This is a genomic window from Actinoplanes sp. NPDC049599 (genome assembly GCF_044465625.1).
GTDB lineage: Bacteria > Actinomycetota > Actinomycetes > Mycobacteriales > Micromonosporaceae > Actinoplanes.
Window position 1 is genome coordinate 244,118 of the sequence record NZ_JBITLX010000010.1, and the last position, 17,349, is coordinate 261,466.

At 73.5% G+C, this 17,349-nt stretch carries 18 protein-coding genes; 12 read left to right on the forward strand and 6 right to left on the reverse strand.

Annotated elements, in window-relative coordinates; all coding sequences use genetic code 11:
• The first annotated feature begins 25 nt into the window (after nt 1-25).
• The 3 genes from ACIBQZ_RS20505 to ACIBQZ_RS20515 all read left to right on the forward strand — a co-directional run bounded on the left by ACIBQZ_RS20505 (nt 26) and on the right by ACIBQZ_RS20515 (nt 3,932).
• Nucleotides 26-1,696: an FAD-dependent oxidoreductase gene (locus ACIBQZ_RS20505; RefSeq protein WP_396090313.1), complete on the forward strand. Its 1,671-nt coding sequence runs from the start codon at nt 26-28 to the stop codon at nt 1,694-1,696.
• Nucleotides 1,697-1,793: 97 nt separating this feature from the next.
• Complete coding sequence (locus ACIBQZ_RS20510) at nt 1,794-2,417, forward strand: TetR/AcrR family transcriptional regulator (RefSeq protein ID WP_396090314.1); 624 nt, start codon at nt 1,794-1,796, stop codon at nt 2,415-2,417.
• A 45-nt stretch (nt 2,418-2,462) separates the two neighbouring features.
• Nucleotides 2,463-3,932 (forward strand): flavin-containing monooxygenase, encoded by a 1,470-nt coding sequence (locus ACIBQZ_RS20515; RefSeq protein WP_396090315.1) that lies wholly within the window; start codon nt 2,463-2,465, stop codon nt 3,930-3,932.
• A gap of 14 nt (nt 3,933-3,946) precedes the next feature.
• Here ACIBQZ_RS20515 and ACIBQZ_RS20520 read toward each other — a convergent pair whose 3' ends face one another.
• A complete protein-coding gene (locus tag ACIBQZ_RS20520) occupies nt 3,947-4,615 on the reverse strand; it encodes an acetoacetate decarboxylase family protein (protein ID WP_396090316.1) in 669 nt (222 codons plus the stop codon).
• Between the two features lie 70 nt (nt 4,616-4,685).
• Between ACIBQZ_RS20520 and ACIBQZ_RS20525 the strand changes: the two genes are divergently transcribed.
• From ACIBQZ_RS20525 to ACIBQZ_RS20535, 3 genes are all read left to right on the forward strand, one after another.
• On the forward strand, nt 4,686-5,810 hold the full coding sequence (locus tag ACIBQZ_RS20525; protein WP_396090317.1) for a CaiB/BaiF CoA transferase family protein: 1,125 nt from the start codon (nt 4,686-4,688) through the stop codon (nt 5,808-5,810).
• A 242-nt stretch (nt 5,811-6,052) separates the two neighbouring features.
• The gene (locus ACIBQZ_RS20530; protein ID WP_396090318.1) at nt 6,053-6,448 is read left to right on the forward strand and encodes a hypothetical protein; all 396 of its coding nucleotides are present in this window, start codon (nt 6,053-6,055) and stop codon (nt 6,446-6,448) included.
• 163 nt (nt 6,449-6,611) lie between these two features.
• Entirely contained in the window at nt 6,612-6,989 is a 378-nt protein-coding gene (locus ACIBQZ_RS20535) for a DUF5994 family protein (RefSeq protein ID WP_396090319.1), read from the forward strand.
• On the opposite strand, the gene ACIBQZ_RS20540 is transcribed toward ACIBQZ_RS20535, so the two are convergent.
• The 3 genes from ACIBQZ_RS20540 to ACIBQZ_RS20550 form a co-directional block, all read right to left on the reverse strand.
• Nucleotides 6,976-8,028, reverse strand: coding sequence for a glycosyltransferase (locus ACIBQZ_RS20540; RefSeq protein ID WP_396090320.1), 1,053 nt, complete (start codon nt 8,026-8,028; stop codon nt 6,976-6,978). The two genes, ACIBQZ_RS20535 and ACIBQZ_RS20540, sit on opposite strands and share 14 nt — an antisense overlap.
• The gene (locus ACIBQZ_RS20545; protein WP_396090321.1) at nt 8,025-9,140 is read right to left on the reverse strand and encodes a glycosyltransferase; all 1,116 of its coding nucleotides are present in this window, start codon (nt 9,138-9,140) and stop codon (nt 8,025-8,027) included. The genes ACIBQZ_RS20540 and ACIBQZ_RS20545 overlap by 4 nt, the downstream gene beginning before the upstream one ends.
• A gap of 285 nt (nt 9,141-9,425) precedes the next feature.
• On the reverse strand, nt 9,426-9,884 hold the full coding sequence (locus ACIBQZ_RS20550) for an ATP-binding protein (RefSeq protein WP_396090322.1): 459 nt from the start codon (nt 9,882-9,884) through the stop codon (nt 9,426-9,428).
• A 251-nt stretch (nt 9,885-10,135) separates the two neighbouring features.
• On the opposite strand from ACIBQZ_RS20550, the gene ACIBQZ_RS20555 reads away from it, so the two are divergent.
• From ACIBQZ_RS20555 to ACIBQZ_RS20580, 6 genes are all read left to right on the forward strand, one after another.
• Nucleotides 10,136-10,855 carry an ANTAR domain-containing protein gene (locus ACIBQZ_RS20555; RefSeq protein ID WP_396090323.1) on the forward strand — a complete coding sequence of 240 codons (720 nt, stop codon included), beginning with the start codon at nt 10,136-10,138 and terminating at the stop codon, nt 10,853-10,855.
• A gap of 173 nt (nt 10,856-11,028) precedes the next feature.
• Nucleotides 11,029-11,697 carry a GAF and ANTAR domain-containing protein gene (locus ACIBQZ_RS20560; protein ID WP_396090324.1) on the forward strand — a complete coding sequence of 223 codons (669 nt, stop codon included), beginning with the start codon at nt 11,029-11,031 and terminating at the stop codon, nt 11,695-11,697.
• A gap of 36 nt (nt 11,698-11,733) precedes the next feature.
• Complete coding sequence (locus ACIBQZ_RS20565) at nt 11,734-12,471, forward strand: ANTAR domain-containing protein (RefSeq protein WP_396090325.1); 738 nt, start codon at nt 11,734-11,736, stop codon at nt 12,469-12,471.
• A 193-nt stretch (nt 12,472-12,664) separates the two neighbouring features.
• Nucleotides 12,665-15,022: an alpha-amylase family glycosyl hydrolase gene (locus ACIBQZ_RS20570; RefSeq protein WP_396090326.1), complete on the forward strand. Its 2,358-nt coding sequence runs from the start codon at nt 12,665-12,667 to the stop codon at nt 15,020-15,022.
• Between the two features lie 74 nt (nt 15,023-15,096).
• A complete protein-coding gene (locus tag ACIBQZ_RS20575) occupies nt 15,097-15,321 on the forward strand; it encodes a hypothetical protein (RefSeq protein ID WP_396090327.1) in 225 nt (74 codons plus the stop codon).
• Nucleotides 15,321-16,052, forward strand: a complete 732-nt coding sequence (locus ACIBQZ_RS20580; RefSeq protein WP_396090328.1) for a hypothetical protein — start codon at nt 15,321-15,323, stop codon at nt 16,050-16,052. Before ACIBQZ_RS20575 ends, ACIBQZ_RS20580 begins: the two co-directional genes overlap by 1 nt.
• A gap of 1 nt (nt 16,053) precedes the next feature.
• On the opposite strand, the gene ACIBQZ_RS20585 is transcribed toward ACIBQZ_RS20580, so the two are convergent.
• Complete coding sequence (locus ACIBQZ_RS20585; RefSeq protein ID WP_396090329.1) at nt 16,054-16,602, reverse strand: hypothetical protein; 549 nt, start codon at nt 16,600-16,602, stop codon at nt 16,054-16,056.
• A 133-nt stretch (nt 16,603-16,735) separates the two neighbouring features.
• The coding region (locus ACIBQZ_RS20590) for a transposase (RefSeq protein ID WP_396090330.1) at nt 16,736-17,349 on the reverse strand (614 nt) is incomplete at its 5' end.

Sequence of the window (17,349 nt, forward strand, 5' to 3'; positions counted from 1 at the left end):
GACAATAACGGTGTCACGGTAACTCATGACGTACGACTACGACGTCCTGGTCATCGGCTCCGGCTTCGGCGGGAGCGTCACCGCGCTGCGACTGACCGAGAAGGGTTACCGGGTCGGTGTGCTCGAGGCCGGCCGGCGGTTCGCCGACGAGCAGTTCGCCAAGACCTCCTGGCGGTTGCGCGACTACCTCTACGCCCCCGCCCTCGGCTGCTACGGCATTCTGCGGCTCACCCTGCTGCGCGACGCCCTGATCATGTCCGGCGCCGGGGTCGGTGGCGGGTCCCTCGGGTACGCCAACACGCTCTACGAGCCGCCCGCCGCGTTCTTCGCCGACCCGCAGTGGGCCGGCATCACCGACTGGGCGGCCGAGCTCGCGCCCTACTACGACCAGGCGAAACGGATGCTCGGCGTGGTCACCAACCCGGTCGAGACGTTCGCCGACGTGACCCTGCGCGCGGTCGCCGAGGATCTCGGGGTGGGGCACACGTACCGGCGTACCCCGGTCGGGGTCTTCTTCGGCGAGCGGGCCGGCGCCGCCGTGCCGGACCCCTTCTTCGGCGGCGCCGGGCCGGCCCGCCGGGGCTGCACCGCCTGCGGCGCGTGCCTGACCGGCTGCCGGGTCGGCGCGAAGAACACCCTGGTCAAGAACTATCTCTACCTCGCCGAGGCGGCCGGCGCGGCGGTGCATCCGCTGACCACGGTGCTCGCGGTCCGGCCGCGGCCGGGCGGCGGGTACGACGTCGACACCCGCGCCACCGGTGGCCTGCGCCGACGCCGCTTCACCGCGGGGCAGGTCGTGCTCGCCGCGGGCGCGCTGGGCACCCAGCGGCTGCTGCACCGGATGCGCGACCGCGGCGTGCTGCCGGAGGTGTCGCCGCGGCTCGGTGAGCTCAGCCGGACCAACTCCGAGTCCATCCTGGGCGCCCGGACCCGGCGCCGCGACCTCGACGTCAGCCGGGGCGTCGCGATCACCTCGTCCATCCACCCCGATCCGGTCACCCACGTCGAGCCGGTCCGGTACGGCCCCGGCAGCAACCTGCTCGCGTTGATCTCCACCGTGCTGGTGGACGACACCGGTGGCCGCCGGCGCTGGGTGGCCGGGCTGCGCGAGCTCGCCCGCGGCTGGCGTGACCTGCGGCTGCTGGCCGTGCCGCGGCACTGGTCGCAGCAGACCGTGGTGCTGCTGGCGATGCAGCCGCTGGACAACTCGATCACCTTGCACACCACCCGGACGCTGTTCGGCCGCCGCCGGCTGACCTCGCGGGCGGGCATCGGCGCGCCGAACCCGGTCTGGGTGCCGGCCGCGCACGACGTGGCCCGCCGGGTCGCCGCCAAGATCGACGGGGTGCCGCTCGGCGCCGTCACCGAGCTGGTCGGCCGCCCGGTGACCGGTCACTTCATCGGCGGCTGCGCGGTCGGCACCGGCCCGGAGACCGGCGTGGTGGACGCCTACCAACGGCTGTACGGCCACCCCGGCCTGCACGTCATCGACGGCTCGGTGGTCGCCGCGAACCTGGGCGTGAACCCGTCGCTGACCATCACCGCGCTCGCCGAGCGGGCGGTCGCGCTGTGGCCCAACGCCGGGGAGCCGGACCCCCGCCCGGCGCCGGGGGCGCCCTACACGCGGGTGGCCGCGGTGGCCCCGCGACACCCGGTCGTGCCGTCCTCGGCCCCGGCAGCCCTGCGTCCGCAGTGATCAGCCGGCGGGAAGGTCAGGCCTGGCGATGCGCGGCGGAAAGGCCGGGGCCCGGCGGCCCCGTGGCCGGGGTGATCGTGGCGGATAGGGTCGGGCGGTGACTGTCGACGCGGCGCAGGGGCGCAGACGGCTGGAGCCGGACGTCCGGCGTGGGCAGATTCTCGCCTGTGCGGTCCGGCTCTTCGGCGAGCGGCCGTACGCCGAGGTGTCGACCACCGACATCGCCCGGGCGGCCGGGGTCGCCCGCGGGCTGATCAACCACTACTTCGGCACCAAGAAGGACCTCTACCTGGAGGTCATCCGGGTGATGCTGACCATCCCCGAGGTGGCCGTGCAGAGCCTGCCGGCCGGCGACCTGCGCACCCGGGTCGACGCCAGCGTGTCCTGGTTCCTCGACGTGGTCTCCCGGCACAGCACGTCATGGCTGGCGGCCGCGACCGCCGCCGGCACGGGCCGTGACGTCGACGTGGAGCGGGTGCTGACCGAGGCGGAGGACACCGCGGCGGACTACGTGCTGATCGCGGTCGGGCTGTCCGAGGTCACCGAGCACCGTGAGGAGCTGCGCGGGATGATCCGGGCGTACGTGGGGCTGGCCACCGCCACCGCCAAGGAGTGGCTCAACCGGGACGCCCTGACCCGCGCGCAGGTGCACCTGCTGCTGGCGACCACCCTGCTGGCCATCGTGGAGCAGGTGTTTCCCGCGGTCGTGACACCGTCGTGACAGGTCTATTGGCAACCTGTCAATAGCTTGCTAACGTTCCGCACCATGACGCCCAAGGGGCCCCGGATCGCGATCATCGGTGCCGGCTTCGGCGGGGTGGCGGTGGCCGCGGCGCTCCGCAAGGCCGGCTTCCACGACTTCGTGCTGCTGGAGAAGGCCGACCGGATCGGCGGCGTGTGGCGGGACAACCTGTACCCGGGCTGCGCCTGTGACGTCCCCGCGCCGCTGTACTCGTTCTCCTTCGCCCCGAACCCGGACTGGTCCCGGCGCTTCCCGCCGCACACCGAGATCCTGTCCTACCTGGACCGGTGCGTCGCCGAGCTGGGCCTGACCCCGCACCTGCGGCTGGGCGCCGAGGTCACCGGCGCGGACTGGGACGAGGCGGGATCCTGCTGGCGGCTGACGCTCGCGGACGGTGAGGAACTGGTGGCCGACGTCCTGGTGCCGGCGGTCGGGCAGCTGTCCCGGCCGGTCGTGCCCCGGCTGCCCGGCGCGGAGCTGTTCCGCGGGCCGGCCCTGCACACCGCCCGCTGGGACCCCGAGCTGCGGATCGAGGGCAAGCGGGTCGCGGTCGTCGGCACCGGCGCCAGCGCCATCCAGCTCGTCCCGGCCCTCGCCGGCACCGCCGCGCACATCGACGTCTACCAGCGCACCGCGCCCTGGACGCTGCCCAAGCCGGATCGCCGTTACGGCCGGTTGCGCCGGGCCGCGTACCGCAGGATGCCCGCGCTGATGCGCCCGCCGCGGGCCGGCACCTGGGCGATGACCGTCTTCACCGGCGCGGCGCTGCTCGGCAACCGTGCCGCCGGCGCCTTCCTGCGCACCGCCTCGCGGGCCCAGCGGCGCTGGCAGGTCCGCGATCCCGGGCTGCGGGCCCGGGTCACCCCGGACGACCCGATGGGCTGCAAGCGGGTGCTGTTCACCAGCGCCTGGCTGCCCACCCTGGCCCGGCCCGACGTCGAGCTGGTGACCACGCCGATCGCGGCCGTCACCGCGGCCGGCGTCCGGACCACCGACGGCGTCGAGCACCCCTGCGACGTGCTGGTCTACGGCACCGGCTTCGCTGCCACCGACTTCCTCACCCCGATCCGGGTGACCGGGCGTGACGGCGAGAAGCTCGAACAGGTGTGGCGGGACGGCGCGCACGCGTACCTGGGCATGGCCGTGCCGGGCTTCCCGAACATGTTCCTGGTCTACGGGCCGAACACGAACACCGGCAACACCTCGGTGGTCTACTTCCACGAGGCCCAGGCCCGTTACATCGTGCAGGTGGTGCGGGCGCTCGCGGCCGGTTCCGGCCCGCTGGACGTACGCCCGGACGTGGCCGCCGGATACGACGCCGAGCTGCAGTCCCGGCTGGCCGGCAGCGTCTGGACGGCGTGCCGCAACTGGTACCGCACGCCCAGCGGCCGGGTGGTCACCAACTGGCCCGGGATGGCGGGGGAGTACCGCCGCCGCACCGCCCGCCTGCGGCTCGCCGACTTCCAGCAGCCGGCACCGGCCGGCCGGCGGTGACGGGCCCGCGGGCGTCAGGGCCAGGTGGCCGCGGCCGGGGCCGTCGCGCCGAAGCGGAGCCGGAAGTCGGTGAGCGCGACCGTCAGCAGCGGCCGCCGACCGGCCAGGTAGCCCAGCGGCCCGCCCGCCTCGACCCGCCAGGTGCCGCTGCCGAGCCGCAGCCCGGCCCGCCCGCGCACGGGGGTGCGCACGACGGCGCCGCCGAGCGCCTGGGCCACCGACATCGGGGTCGGCCAGCGCCCGGGCAGCCGCGGCCCGGCGCGGAACGACGCCGAGCCGATCGGCGCCTGCCGCGCGCCCGGCTCCGGCCCGATGCTCGCCGCCGCGACCAGGTCACCGCCGGGCGCGGTGCGCAGGCTCAGGTCGGCCAGGTCCTTGGGGATGCCCCACAGCTCCCGGCCGCCGTCGCGCGACTCCACGCTGTCCACCCAGATGTCGGTGATGCTGACCCGCGGCCGCAGCCGTTCGTGCACCAGCACGGCCGCCAGCAGCTCCCGGTAGTGCAGGACGCCGCCGGGCTCGTAACGGACCCAGGCCGCGCCGACCAGCGCGCGGCGCCCGAACGGCACCGGCCGCACCGCCGCCGCGAGCGGTCCGGGCAGGGCGGGCAGCGCGGAGCGGGGCACCGCGAACACCGAGAGATACAGCTGGCCGCGCAGATCCCACGGCTGCGGTGGATACATGAAACCTTGCCTCCCGGTCGACGGGATCGACGAGGCTCATCCTATGGGAGTTCGGCACCCGGAGGTACGCATGCCCGATGACGGACCGTTGCACGGTCTCAAGGTGGTCGAGCTGGCCGGGATCGGGCCGGGCCCGTTCGCCGCGATGCTGCTGGCCGACCTCGGCGCCGACGTGGTGCGGGTGGACCGGGTCGGCCCCGGCTCGCCGCTGGCCGTGGACCCCCGCTTCGACCTGCTCAACCGCGGCAAGCGGTCGATCGCGGTGGACCTCAAGCAGGACCGTGGCCGGGAGCTGGTGCTGGCGCTTCTCGGCCGGGCCGCCCTGGTCATCGAGGGTTACCGCCCCGGGGTCGCCGAGCGGCTGGGCGTCGGCCCGGAGGCGGCGCTGGCCCGTAACCCGGCGCTGGTCTACGGGCGGATGACCGGCTGGGGCCAGGACGGCCCGCTGGCCGGCAGCGCCGGGCACGACATCACCTACCTGGCGGTGACCGGGGCGCTGCACGCCATCGGCCGGGCCGGCGGCCCGCCCCAGGTGCCCGCCAACCTGCTCGGCGACTTCGGCGGCGGGTCGCTCTACCTGGTGGTCGGCCTGCTGGCCGCGCTGCGCGAGGCCGAGCGGACCGGCCGCGGCCAGGTGGTCGACGCGGCCGTCACCGACGGCGCGGCCCACCTCACCACCCTGCTGTACGGCCTCAGCGCGGCCGGCCTGTGGCGCGACGAACGCGGCGTGAACCTGCTCGACACCGGCGCGCCGTTCTACGACGTCTACCCGGCCTCCGACGGCCGCTACCTGGCGGTCGGCGCCCTGGAGCCGCAGTTCTACGCCGAGTTCATCCGCCTGCTGGCGCCCGGCGACGACCTGCCGGCCCAGTACGACCGGGACAGCTGGCCGCAGCTGCGTGCCCGGATCGCCGCCGCCTTCGCCACCCGCACCCAGCGCGAGTGGGCGCTGGTGTTCGAGGGCACCGAGGCCTGCGTCGCGCCGGTGCTCTCGCTGGCCGAGGCCGCGGACCACCCGCACCTGGCCGACCGCGGCACCTTCGCCCGGCGCGACGGCGTGCTCCAGCCGGCCGCGGCGCCCCGGTTCTCGGTGACCCCGGCCGGGCCGGTGGGCGCCCCCGCGCTGCCCGGCGCGCACACCCGCGAGGTGCTGGCGGACTGGGAGCTCGGCGACCCCGGCGACTGGACGGCCTGACGGAAATCGGCATATCTCGGCGGGTTCGCCCGGCCTGATCCGGCGTACGGTTGAAGTGTCGCTCCGGACCTCGGCGATGTGAGCTCCGTAACCTGGCGGATGCCCCGGCGCGGCGATGGCTCTTCGACCACCGCCTCGGATCGCGGACCGCCGGAGTCCCCGCTCGCCGACGGACGCGATGGTGACCACGTCCAGCACGCGGCAGCAACGCCGCGCGGACCGCAGTCCCGAGGGGAGACGTGATGAACGCCGACAGGACTCACGACGAAGCGGAACTTTCCTACCAGGAGCACGGCGCGCACCGGCCGATCGTCCGCAGCCACTGCTGGCCGCTGCCGTCGGACAGCGACGAGACCCAGCTGGCCCTGCCCGGCGACGACTGCCAGGCCGGCGGCGAGACCGGGACGGCCCGTGCCGCCCGGGTGCGGGCCCGGCGGCGCCGCACCGGACGGCGGGTGAAGGTGGTCATCCCGCCGGTGCCGCTCGAACCGGCCGACGAGGTCGCCGACGTGCCGATGCCGGCCTTCGACGAGCTGCGGGCCGCCTCGCTGGCCTGCGTGGAGCCGGGCGGGTCCGGGCGCCGGCCCGGTTACGAGTGCGTCGCGGCCATCGTCGCCGCCGAGCGGCCCGCCGCCTGAGCGCCGTCTGACGCTTTCGGGTGATCGGGGAGGCTCGTCCGGGTCGGCACCGGCGTACTGTTCTCGGTGTAACCCTCACCGGCCTCGGTGGACCTCGTCCCTGCCGCACTTGCGCTCTGCTCAGGACCCGTGCCCGACGACGCTCATCACGACAGGATGTCCGATGGCACGCACCACCGATCCGACCTCGACCGTAGCGGCACCCCGGCTGTGGCTCGAGTCCCCCGACACGCCCCACCCGGTGGTGCACGGCTGCTGGTGGCCCCGGTCCACCGACCCCGAGGCCGAGCTGCCCGGCCTGGTGCTGGCGCTGGACGACCTGGGCGGCCCGATCGTCCGGGTGCGGCTCAGCGCGGCCGGCTGGGCGCGGCGCCCGCATCACGTCGAGGTGGCCGGCCGCTCGGTCTCCGTCGGCTACTTCTGCGGCCAGTCCACCGGCCTGCTGACCGCGAGCTGTGCCGGCGGCGCCACGCTCGCGGTGCGGGTCGTGCCGTGGCTGCCGGGCGAGGACATCCAGGAAGGCCCGGTCACCGCGTCCTGAGGCCGGCGCCGGCCCGCCCGTGCTGCAGGGTGGAGATCAGCGCGAGGGTGGACTCCGCGCCCTGGTTGAGGTTCGGCCCGGTCGGTGTCAGCCCGTCGTAACCGCCGCCGGTGGCCCGGTCCCACATGACCGAGCCGGTGTCGTTGTCGCCCAGGAACCAGCCGATCGACTGCCGTACGCCCTGCTGCCAGCCGTTGTCGCCGGTCACCGCGGCGGCGGTGGCACACGCGTCGGCCAGGGCCGCCACCTCGATCGGCTGCTGGTCGTACTGCGGGCGGGCCGTGCCGCGGTGCCAGCCGGCCGCCGGCAGCACGGACAGCCGGTCGCCGACCAGCTGCAGGTCGCGCAGCCAGCTCAGCATCCGCAGCCCGGCGGCCCGCAGGGCGACGTCGCGGTGCGCCTCGCCGGCCAGGATGACCACCTCGGCCTGCGCAGCGCTGGCGTAGGCGAGGTGCGGCCGGGGCCAGGACCACCGGGGATCGGAGTCGGGCCAGCCCACCGCCGCCGCGGCCGCGGCGAGCAGGTCCGAGGCGCCGGCGTGGTCCGGGTAGCGGCGCAGCACCTCGGCTGCGCCGAGCCCGGCGAAGGCCATGGCGTGCGGCGCCGGTGAGCGGCGCGCGGCGCCCAGCTCGAACGCCACCAGCGCGTCCTGCTCGATCCACGGCGCGGAGCTGCGCCCCACCGCGGTGCCCAGCCCCCACAGGGCGCGCCCCCACCAGTCGCCCAGCGCGGGCTCGTCGGTCCAGCGCCGGTCGTAGGAGAGCCGGTTGTGGAAGGCGCCGCCGGCGTCCTGGGCGTGGGTGAGGAAGCTCAGGTAGACCTCGGCCAGCCGCAGCACCGCCGGCGCCGGGTCGGGCTCGCGGCAGACCACGACCAGCCCGCGGGCGACGTCGTCGGTGCAGTAGCCGTGCTCACGCCGGGGCACGGCGTGCCGGGCGTGTTCCAGCAGCCCGGTGTCGTCGGTCAGCCGGGCGAGGTGGGTGAAGCTGGGTGGCGGCGCCGGCGGGTGCCGTACCGGTACGTCCAGCGCCGCGGTCACGCCGGTGCCGGGGCGGGGCGTGCCGCGCCCGTGAGCAGGCCCTCGGCCAGCGCCTCGTACCGCGCGGCCACCGCCGGCCAGCGCAGGGTCGCCGCGGCCTCGTCGTTGCGGTAGAGCGCCGGGCGGGTGAGCACCTTGCGGACGGCGGTGGCCAGCGCCCGCGGGTTGCGGTGCGGCACGAGCAGGCCCGGTCCGTCGGTGAGCAGCTCCACGGCGTGCGGGAACGCGGTGGCCACCACCGGCACGCCGGCGGCCACGGCCTCGATCAGCACCCCGGAGGTGACCTGCTCGACCGAGTCGTACGGCAGCACCACCACGTCGGCGGAGCGGATCAGCGCGCCCAGCGCCGCGTCGTCGAGATAGTGCGAGCGGTAGTCGACGGCGTGCGCCACCCCCAGCTCGGCGCCGAGCTGGTGCAGCCCGGCCCGGTACGACTCGCCGTGCCGCTGGAGCACCTTGGGGTGGGTACGCCCGGCGACCGTGTAGACGGGGTCGAGGCGGCTCAGGTGCGGCAGCGCGCGGATCGCCCACTCGATGCCCTTGCCGGGACCGAGCAGTCCCCAGGTGAGCAGGTGCGGCCGGGACCCGCGGGTGACCGGCGTGCCGGTGTGGTCCGCCGCGCCGTGCGGGATCGCGGAGATCTTGGCGGGGTTCACGTCGTAGCCGACGACGAGCCGGTCGTGCGCGGTGCCGGTCATCGTGACAACCGCCCCCGCGGCGCCGACGACCTGCTCCAGCACCGACTTCTGCCGGGGTGTCGGCCGGCTCAGCACCGTGTGCAGCACCACGATGCTGGGCACCCGCAGGCGGCGCATCAGCCGCAGCACGTCCGCGCCGTCGGCGCCCGGGTAGATGCCGTACTCGTGCTGGATGACCGCGATGTCGTAGCCGTTCAGGGCGTCGGCGGCGTCGCGCCAGCCGCTGGGGTCGTGGGCCGGCCAGGTGTGTGCCACGCCGGGGCCCGGCGGCCCCTCGTCACCGCCCGTGGTCACCCTGACGACGCCGCCGCTCCCGCCGCCGGCGGTGAGGGCCGCGACCAGCGCCGCGTTGAAGGTCGCCAGGCCGCAGTGGGTCGGCGGGTGGGTGCTGAGAAAGCCGTATGTGGTGGCCACTGGGCCCTGCCTTCCGGTTCGGGGGAATGCGTCGAGACGCGCCCGGCGACGTCGGCGGGCAGGCCGGGGTCCGGGGCCGTGTGTCGGGAACGATGGCGCTGAACTGCGCGGCGAACGACGCTCCGGCCGGGCGTCGTCGACGCCGCTGGAGCCGGTCGTGAAAGCCCGCTGACGAGCCGTGCTGAGGCCACCGAAAGGGTGGAGGTCGTCGGGGGCGGGCGCTGTCAGCCTACGCGCCGGCGGCCGGGTGCCGGCTGACGGCTTCGTCACGTACCGCGACGGGTTTCAGCCCGCGGGGGCCAGCAGCCGGTCCGGGGAGCCCGGCTCCCAGGCCAGCCGCTTGGTGAAACGCACCGCCAGCCCGTGCGGGTCGACCGGGGCCAGGTCCAGCGAGTCGGTGCAGGCCTGCATGATCATGATGCCCCGGCCCCGGTGCGCCGCGGGCGCGACGCTGCTCGGCCGCACCCGGGCCGGGTCGGCGATGCCGACCCCGCAGTCGACGATCTCCACCGCGCACCGGTGCCGGTCCGCGGTGATCGTGACGTGGTACTCGGCGGCGAGGTGGGCGTGCTCGACGGCGTTGGCGCAGGCCTCGGTCAGGGCCAGCACCAGGTCGGCGACGCAGTCCGCGGTCACGCCCAGGGCCGTCAGGGCGCTCTGCAGGGCCCGGCGTGGCGTGGACACGGTGTTGGCGATCCGGGGCAGCCGCCAGGTCAGGTGCAGGATGGTGAACTCCTCAGACACCGACGCGGCTTCCGGCCCGGCGGGAGGAGGGGCCGGGGCGGCGAATGTCATGGCGGGACTCCCGGAGCGAACGAGTGCTGCCCGCCGGGGTCTCGGGCGGTGGACGACAACTGCCGACGTCCCAACGTACGTCGTCCGGGCCGCCGGGGCACCCTGAGATGCCGCCGATGACACCCGCCAGGCGTACGGTGATTCCCGTGTCGCCGGGCCCCGGCGCCAGCGCGCCTCGCTCCCAGCCTTGATGGAACCTCATGTCCTCAGCACCGAGCCGGCACCAGGCGATGTCCACTGCCTTCGTCGAGCTGGCGGACACCCTGCACGAGACGTTCGACGAGGCCGAGTTCCTCCAGGTGCTCGTCGACCGCTGCGTGACGCTGCTGCCGGTGGCCGCCGCCGGCCTGCTGCTGGCCGACCATCGGGGGGTGCCGCAGGTGGTCGCCGCGTCCTCGGCCGTCACCCAGGCGGTGGAGACCCTGCAGATGGAGTCGGGTCAGGGCCCGTGCCTCGACTGTCATCGGCTGGGCCTGCCGGTCTCGGCCCCGGACCTGGTCAACGGGATCGCGGGTCGCTGGCCGGCGTTCACCGCCGCCGCCCGCCGGGCCGGTTTCGCCGCCGTGCACACCTTCCCGATGCGCCTGCGTGCCGACGGTCTCGGCGCCCTCGACCTCTTCGCCGGCCACAGCGGGGTGCTCGCCGCCGACACGGCCGCCACCGCGCAGGCGTTCGCGGATGTCGCCTCGATCGGGCTGCTCCAGCAGCGCGCGATCCGGCACGGGCAGACGGTGGCCGACCAGCTGCAGACCGCGCTGCGGAGCCGGATCATGATCGAGCAGGCCAAGGGGTTGATTGCGGGCCGGCACGGGCTGGACATCGACGCGTCGTTCGAGATGCTCCGCAACGCCGCCCGCAGCCGCAACCTGCGGCTGTCCGATCTGGCCGCCGCCGTCGTCCGGGGACAGGAACTGCAGTAGCGACGCACCGGCCGCGCCGCGCGCCGATCGGCCGGACCCGAGTACGATGAAGGGGTCGGCCCCAGTCGATCCTCGGCTGCCCCGGTCCCCGGCAGCGCCTCCGGTGAAAGGTGCAGCCATGTCCCGCATCACCCTGGTTTCCGTGTCGGCAACGGCGGAGAACGGGAGTGGTCATGGGACCGGCTGACGGGTTCGTCGATCAGCTGCGCCGGCTCTGCCTGCTCGCGGTGCGGACGCTGCCGGCCTCGGGCGCCGGGCTCTCCGTGGTCGCCCAGGACCAGCAGTTCAGCCTGCTGGCCGCCGCCGACCCGGAGAGCGAACGCCTCGAGGAGCTGCAGTTCGTCCTGGGCGAGGGTCCGTGCGTGGACGCCGCCGCCGCCCGCCGTCCGGTGCTGGTGCCGGATCTGGCCACCGACGGCCCCGCCCGGTGGCCGGCCTACGCCGCGGCCGTGCTGGCGGCCGGCGTGCAGGCCGTCTTCGCCTTCCCGCTGCAGGTCGGCGCGGCCCAGCTCGGCGTGCTGGACCTGTTCCGGTCCCACCCCGGCCCGCTCACCGGCGCCGAGCTCAGCCGGGCCTTCGCGTTGGCCGACGACGCGGTCCTGGTGCTGCTGGACGGCCAGGAACGCCGGCAGCTCGACGGCGACGTGTCGGCCCAGGACGAGGCGCTGGGCGGGACGACGGAGCTCTTCCAGGCCCAGGGCATGGTGATGATCCAGATCGGCGGCACGCTCGCGGAGGCGATGGCCCGGATCCGCGCGTACGCGTTCGCGCAGGACCTCCGGCTGGCTGATGTCGCGCGCGCGATAGTGGCGCGGGAGCTGTTTTTCTCCCGCGATGAGTAGACACTTGACAGAGAAGTCCAGGTACCGGAGGAAGCCATGACGACCGTTTCGGCCGAGCGTCTGTCGAAGATTTTCGTCGAGGTGGCTGACACCCTGGTGGACGACTTCGACCTGCTCGACTTCCTGCACATGCTCACCGTGCGGACGGCGGACCTGGTCGGCGCCTCAGCCGTCGGTCTGCTGCTCGCCGACCAGCGGGGGCACCTGCGCTTCATGGCGGCCTCGGACGAGCGGGCCAAGCTCCTCGAGCTGCTCCAGGTGCAGGCCAGCGAGGGGCCCTGCTTCGACGCGTTCCGCACGGCCGCGCCGGTGCTGAACGCGGACCTGCGAGAGTCGGTCACCCGCTGGCCGCAGTTCACCGAGCAGGCGCTCGCCGTCGGATTCCGGTCCGTGCACGCCTTCCCGCTGCGGGTGCGCAAGGAGGTCATCGGCGCGCTCAACGTCTTCGGCAGCACCCTCGGCGGCAACTTCGACGCCGCGGACGTGCAGATCGTGCAGGCCCTCACCGACGTGGCCGCGATCGCGCTGCTGCAGGAACGCGCGGTGCGCCGCGGTGAGCTGCTCACCGAGCAGTTGCAGGGTGCGCTGAACAGCCGGATCGTGATCGAGCAGGCCAAGGGCGCGATCGCCCAGGCGCACGGCATCTCCGTCGACGCCGCCTTCGCCGTGCTGCGCGGGTACGCCCGCCGCACCAACCACAAGCTGACCGACGTCGCGCACACCGTGCTGGCGGACCCGGCACAGATCTCCGCGCTGAAGCCGGTCGACTCCTGAGTCTACGCACCAGGCATCGACACATGCAACTGCCCCTTTACGTTCTTGTCATGCCTTGGTAACTTCCTGAAACAACTTGCAAGGTCTTGCAGAACCACGCCGGCAGTCGCAAGACGTTTCAAGGCCCACCTCGCCCGAGCTCCCGCGGCGCCACCGTGCCGCGGGAGCTCGGCGCACCCTGAGGAGCCCCCCGGTGAAGGTGAGATCCAGGAAACGACTCGGCATGGCCGTCGTGCTGGCCATGGCGGCCGCGACGTTCGGATTCGTGGCGGCCGCGTCCGCCGCGAGCAGCGTGACCGTCTACTACCAGCGGCCGTCCGGCTGGACCACGGTCAACATCCACTACGCCCCGGACGGCGGCGCCTGGACGAGCGTGCCGGGCGTGGCCATGCAATCCGCCTGCACCGGCTGGCTGTCCCGCACCGTCGACCTCGGCGCCGCGTCCGGCCTGCAGGTCGTGTTCAACAACGGCAGCGGCGTGTGGGACAACAACAACGGCGCCAACTACCACCTGGGCAGCGGCGACGTCACGGTCGCCGCCGGCCGCGCCGGCACCGGGAACCCCTGCGCGCCGGCGACACCCCCGCCGACCGTCGCACCCACTCCCACTCCCACGGCCACGCCGGGCACACCCACCGGCAGCCCGCTCGGCGGCGACCCGCGCGAGGACTCGATCTACTTCGTCATGACCGCCCGCTTCAACGACGGCGACAGCACCAACAACCGCGGCGGCACCCAGCACGTGAAGTCCGGCAACGCGGCGAACGACGACCCGATGTTCCGCGGCGACTTCGCGGGGCTGATCGACAAGCTGGACTACATCAAGGGGCTCGGCTTCTCCGCCATCTGGATCACCCCGGTGGTGCTCAACCGCTCCGACTACGACTACCACGGCTACCACGGCTGGGACTTCTACCGGATCGACAGCCGGCTCGAGACGGCCGGCGGCACCTACCAGGACCTGATCGACAAGGCGCACGGCAAGGGCATCAAGATCTATCAGGACGTGGTCTACAACCACAGCTCCCGCTGGGGCGCCAAGGGCCTGTTCACCCCCACCGTGTACGGCGTCCGCGACAGCCAGTGGAGCTGGTACTACAACGAGAAGGTCAACGGCCAGGAGTACGACGGCCGGACCCCGTACAACGGTGATCTGTGGTCGACCACCGAGCCCGTCGGCAACACCTGCCTCAACTGGGGCAAGCCCACCGGCGGCCGCAGCGCCGAGGGCTACACGCTCTACACCTGCCAGTGGCCCAGCCCCACCTCCGGCATGTTCCCGGCCGAGTTCTACCACCGGTGCTGGATCGGCAACTGGGAGGGCGAGGACGCCCGCAGCTGCTGGATCCACGAGGACCTGGCCGACTTCAACACCGAGAGCGCGCCGGTCCAGAACTACCTGATCAACGCCTACAACAGGTACATCGACATGGGGGTGGACGGCTTCCGGGTCGACACCGCCGTGCACATCCCGCGGTCCACCTGGAACCGGCGCTTCCTGCCGGCCATCCAGCAGCACGCGGTCGCCACCCACGGCGACAAGGGCAAGGACTTCTACGTCTTCGGCGAGGTCGCCGCGTTCGTGCACGACAAGTGGAACCGCGGCTCGGTCAACCACTCCGCGCAGTTCTTCACCTGGAAGGAACGCAAGGAGTACAGCCCCGACGACATCCGGGCCGCCGCCGAGCAGTTCGAATACGAGAACCTGATGGGCCCGGGCAACCAGCCGACCAGCACCAACGCCTTCCTGAACGGCAACTCCTACCACGAGCCGGACCACAGCAAGGCGTCCGGCATGAACGTCATCGACATGCGCATGCACATGAACTTCGGCGAGGCGTCCAACGCCTTCGGCAACGGCAAGGACTCCGACGACAGCTACAACGACGCCACCTACAACACCGTCTACGTCGACAGCCACGACTACGGCCCGAACAAGTCGTCGACCCGGTACGCCGGCGGCACCGACGCCTGGGCCGAGAACATGAGCCTGATGTGGACCTTCCGCGGCATCCCCACGCTGTACTACGGCTCGGAGATCGAGTTCCAGGCGGGCAAGCCGATCGACTGCGGGCCCACTTGCCCGCTGGCGACCACCGGGCGCGCGTACTTCGGTGACAAGATCGCCGGCTCGGTCACCGCGTCCGGCTTCGGGGTGGTGAGCGGCGCGTCCGGGGCGGTCGCGAGCACGCTGGAGCAGCCGCTGGTCAAGCACGTGCAGCGGCTCAACCGGATCCGCCGGGCGATCCCGGCGCTGCAGAAGGGGCAGTACTCCACCGAGGGCGTCGCCGGCTCGATGGCCTTCAAGCGGCGCTACACCGCGGGCGGGGTGGACAGCTTCGTGCTGGTCGCGGCGGGCGGCCCGGCCACCTTCACCGGCATCCCGAACGGCACGTACGTGGACGCGGTCACCGGCGACACCAAGGTCGTCGGGAACGGGACGCTGAGCGCCTCGGTGAGCGGCAAGGGCAACCTGCGGGTCTACGTGCTGGACCTGCCCGGCAACCCGGCCCCGGGCAGGATCGGCGTGGCGGGGCCGTACCTGAAGTAGTGGTCACGGTGGCCGGATGCTGCCGGCCCCGGGACTGCGCTTCCGTGACCACGTGCTCGCCGTACCGCTGGATCATGCCGACCCGTGCGGGGCGACCATCAAACCTGTTCGCCAGGGAGGTGGTCGCCCCGGAGCGCGCCGGGGAAGCGCTGCTGCCGGACGGCGACCGGCTCACCGCGCGGCGGCTGCGCTTCCTGGGCAACACCTTCGGGATGAGCGACGGCTTCGCCGCCCTGCACTGGCTGCTCGACGAGGCCTGGCAGGGCGGAGATCTGAGCGACGGATCCGGTACGAGGTGATGCGCGCGACCGGCTTCATCGACGCGCCGATCTTCGCGCTCCAGGAGTTCACCTTCGCGCAGGGCCCGGTGGCGCCGGGCTGGGCCGCCGAACGCGCGCTCGCCGACCACCCGGCGTTCGCGCCCGACGCCGACCCGCTGCTGTTCACCGGCGAGATGATGTACCCCTGGATGTTCCGGGAGATCAGCGCGCTCAAGCCGTTCGCGGCCGCCGCCGACCTGCTCGCCGCGCACGGCCGCGGGCCGCCGCTGACCGATGTGCCGACCTCGCCGATGCGGGCGCCGGCCGGGCGTCGGCGGCGTAGCATCGATCGCACCATGGACCTGCGCTGGTGGTCGATCGAGGTACTGGACGGCGCGACGCTGTCGGCGGCGCGTTGGCAGGACGCGCACGGCACCGCCCTGACCGAGGCGGCCATCACCCACGGCGCCTACGAATGGCGCTGGCAGCACCACTCGTGGGGCGTGCTGTTCGAGATCGCCTTCCGCGGCGACGAGTCGTGGACGGTGTTCCGGGAGCTGCCGGCCGTGCACGCGGCCCTGGACGCGGTGCCCGACCCGGTCAACGGCCTGCTGGTCTATCCGGGTCGCGGCGGCAGCTCCGGCCGCGTGCAGCCCCGCCGGCCGCGGCCGATCGTGGGCGCGGGCGCGGCGACCCTGCCGATCGAGCCGGCGCCGCTCGGCGCGACCCTGGCCACCTGCCACCCGGCCGCCGGGGTCACCGCGGCCTGATTCAGTCGGCGACGGGGGGAGTCGCGTAGTAGGCCACCACGTGGATGCTCACGACGAACACCGCACACACGACGGCGGAGAGCACCACGGTCACGCCCGCGACGACCGCGGCGCGGCCCCGCAGCCACCCGACCGCGGCGAGGCCGGCTCCCCACGAAAGCGCGTACAACCAGACGGCCGGCCCGGCGGGGAAGATGCCCTGGCCGTCCTCCACGCCCCACGCCATCGGCACCCCCAGCGCCACGGCCACCCCGAGCGCGACGTATCCGGGCCGCGCCGGCAGCGCCGCGCGCCACCCGCCGACCGGTTCCGGCCAGACCTCGGCCGCTGCCGCCGCGGCCGTCCCGGCGAGAACCACAACGGCGACCGAGATGATCACCATGGCCACGCTGTACCGGCCGACCCCGCCGGTGATCTCGGCGCCGGGCCAGTCGCGGACCATGACCCACCCCTGGCCGACCACCTGTCCGGCCGCGAGCGCGGCCACCGAGGCCACCGCGGCAGCCGGACAGGGGGACACCGCCGGCGCCGTCACGTCATCCGTTCCCACCAGGCTCACACATGATCAACGCCGCGGCGGCCGCCCGGACACGTCTGCTAACTCGAAAATCGACGGTGACCAGACGCGCGGCAGCATCCCGCGTCGCGCAGCGGCGTGGGATGGGTCTTGGTTGAAGCGGTGGTTATGCGGCGAGGTCGAGGGTGACGTGGTAGCCGAGGGCTTCGAGCTGGCGGATGTGGTTGCGTTTGCGGCGTTCGGTGTCGGTGCGGCTAAGGTAGAAATCGGCGCCGAGATCGTGGAAGCCGGCTCCGGGGTCGGACAACAGGTGCCAGATGATCGTCAGGATCGAGCGGCCAACCGCGACGATCGCGCGTTTAGCGCCGCGTCTTCGCGCGATGCGCCGGTAGCGTTCGCCCAGGAACGTGTCGGTGCGGGCGGCAGACACCGCGATCTGGCCCAAGACCCGGGCGAGGTAACGGTTGCCGTGACCGCTCGATCCGTTGCCTTTGCGTCGGCCGGCGGATTCCTTGACCCCGGGCGCGAACTTCGCCCAACCGGCCAAGTGGGCCGCAGTCGGGAAACGGGTCATGTCCACGCCGATCTCGGCGACGATAGTCGCTGCGGCGGCCGAGCCGATCCCGGGGATCTCAAGCAGCCGGACCACCGCCGGGGCGAAAGGGGCCAGTTGCGCCTCGATCCGGGCATCGACCTCGCGGATGTCAGCCTCGATCGCCTCCACCCGCTTGATCATCTTGCCCAGCAGGAACGCATGATGATCAGTGAAATGACCGGTCA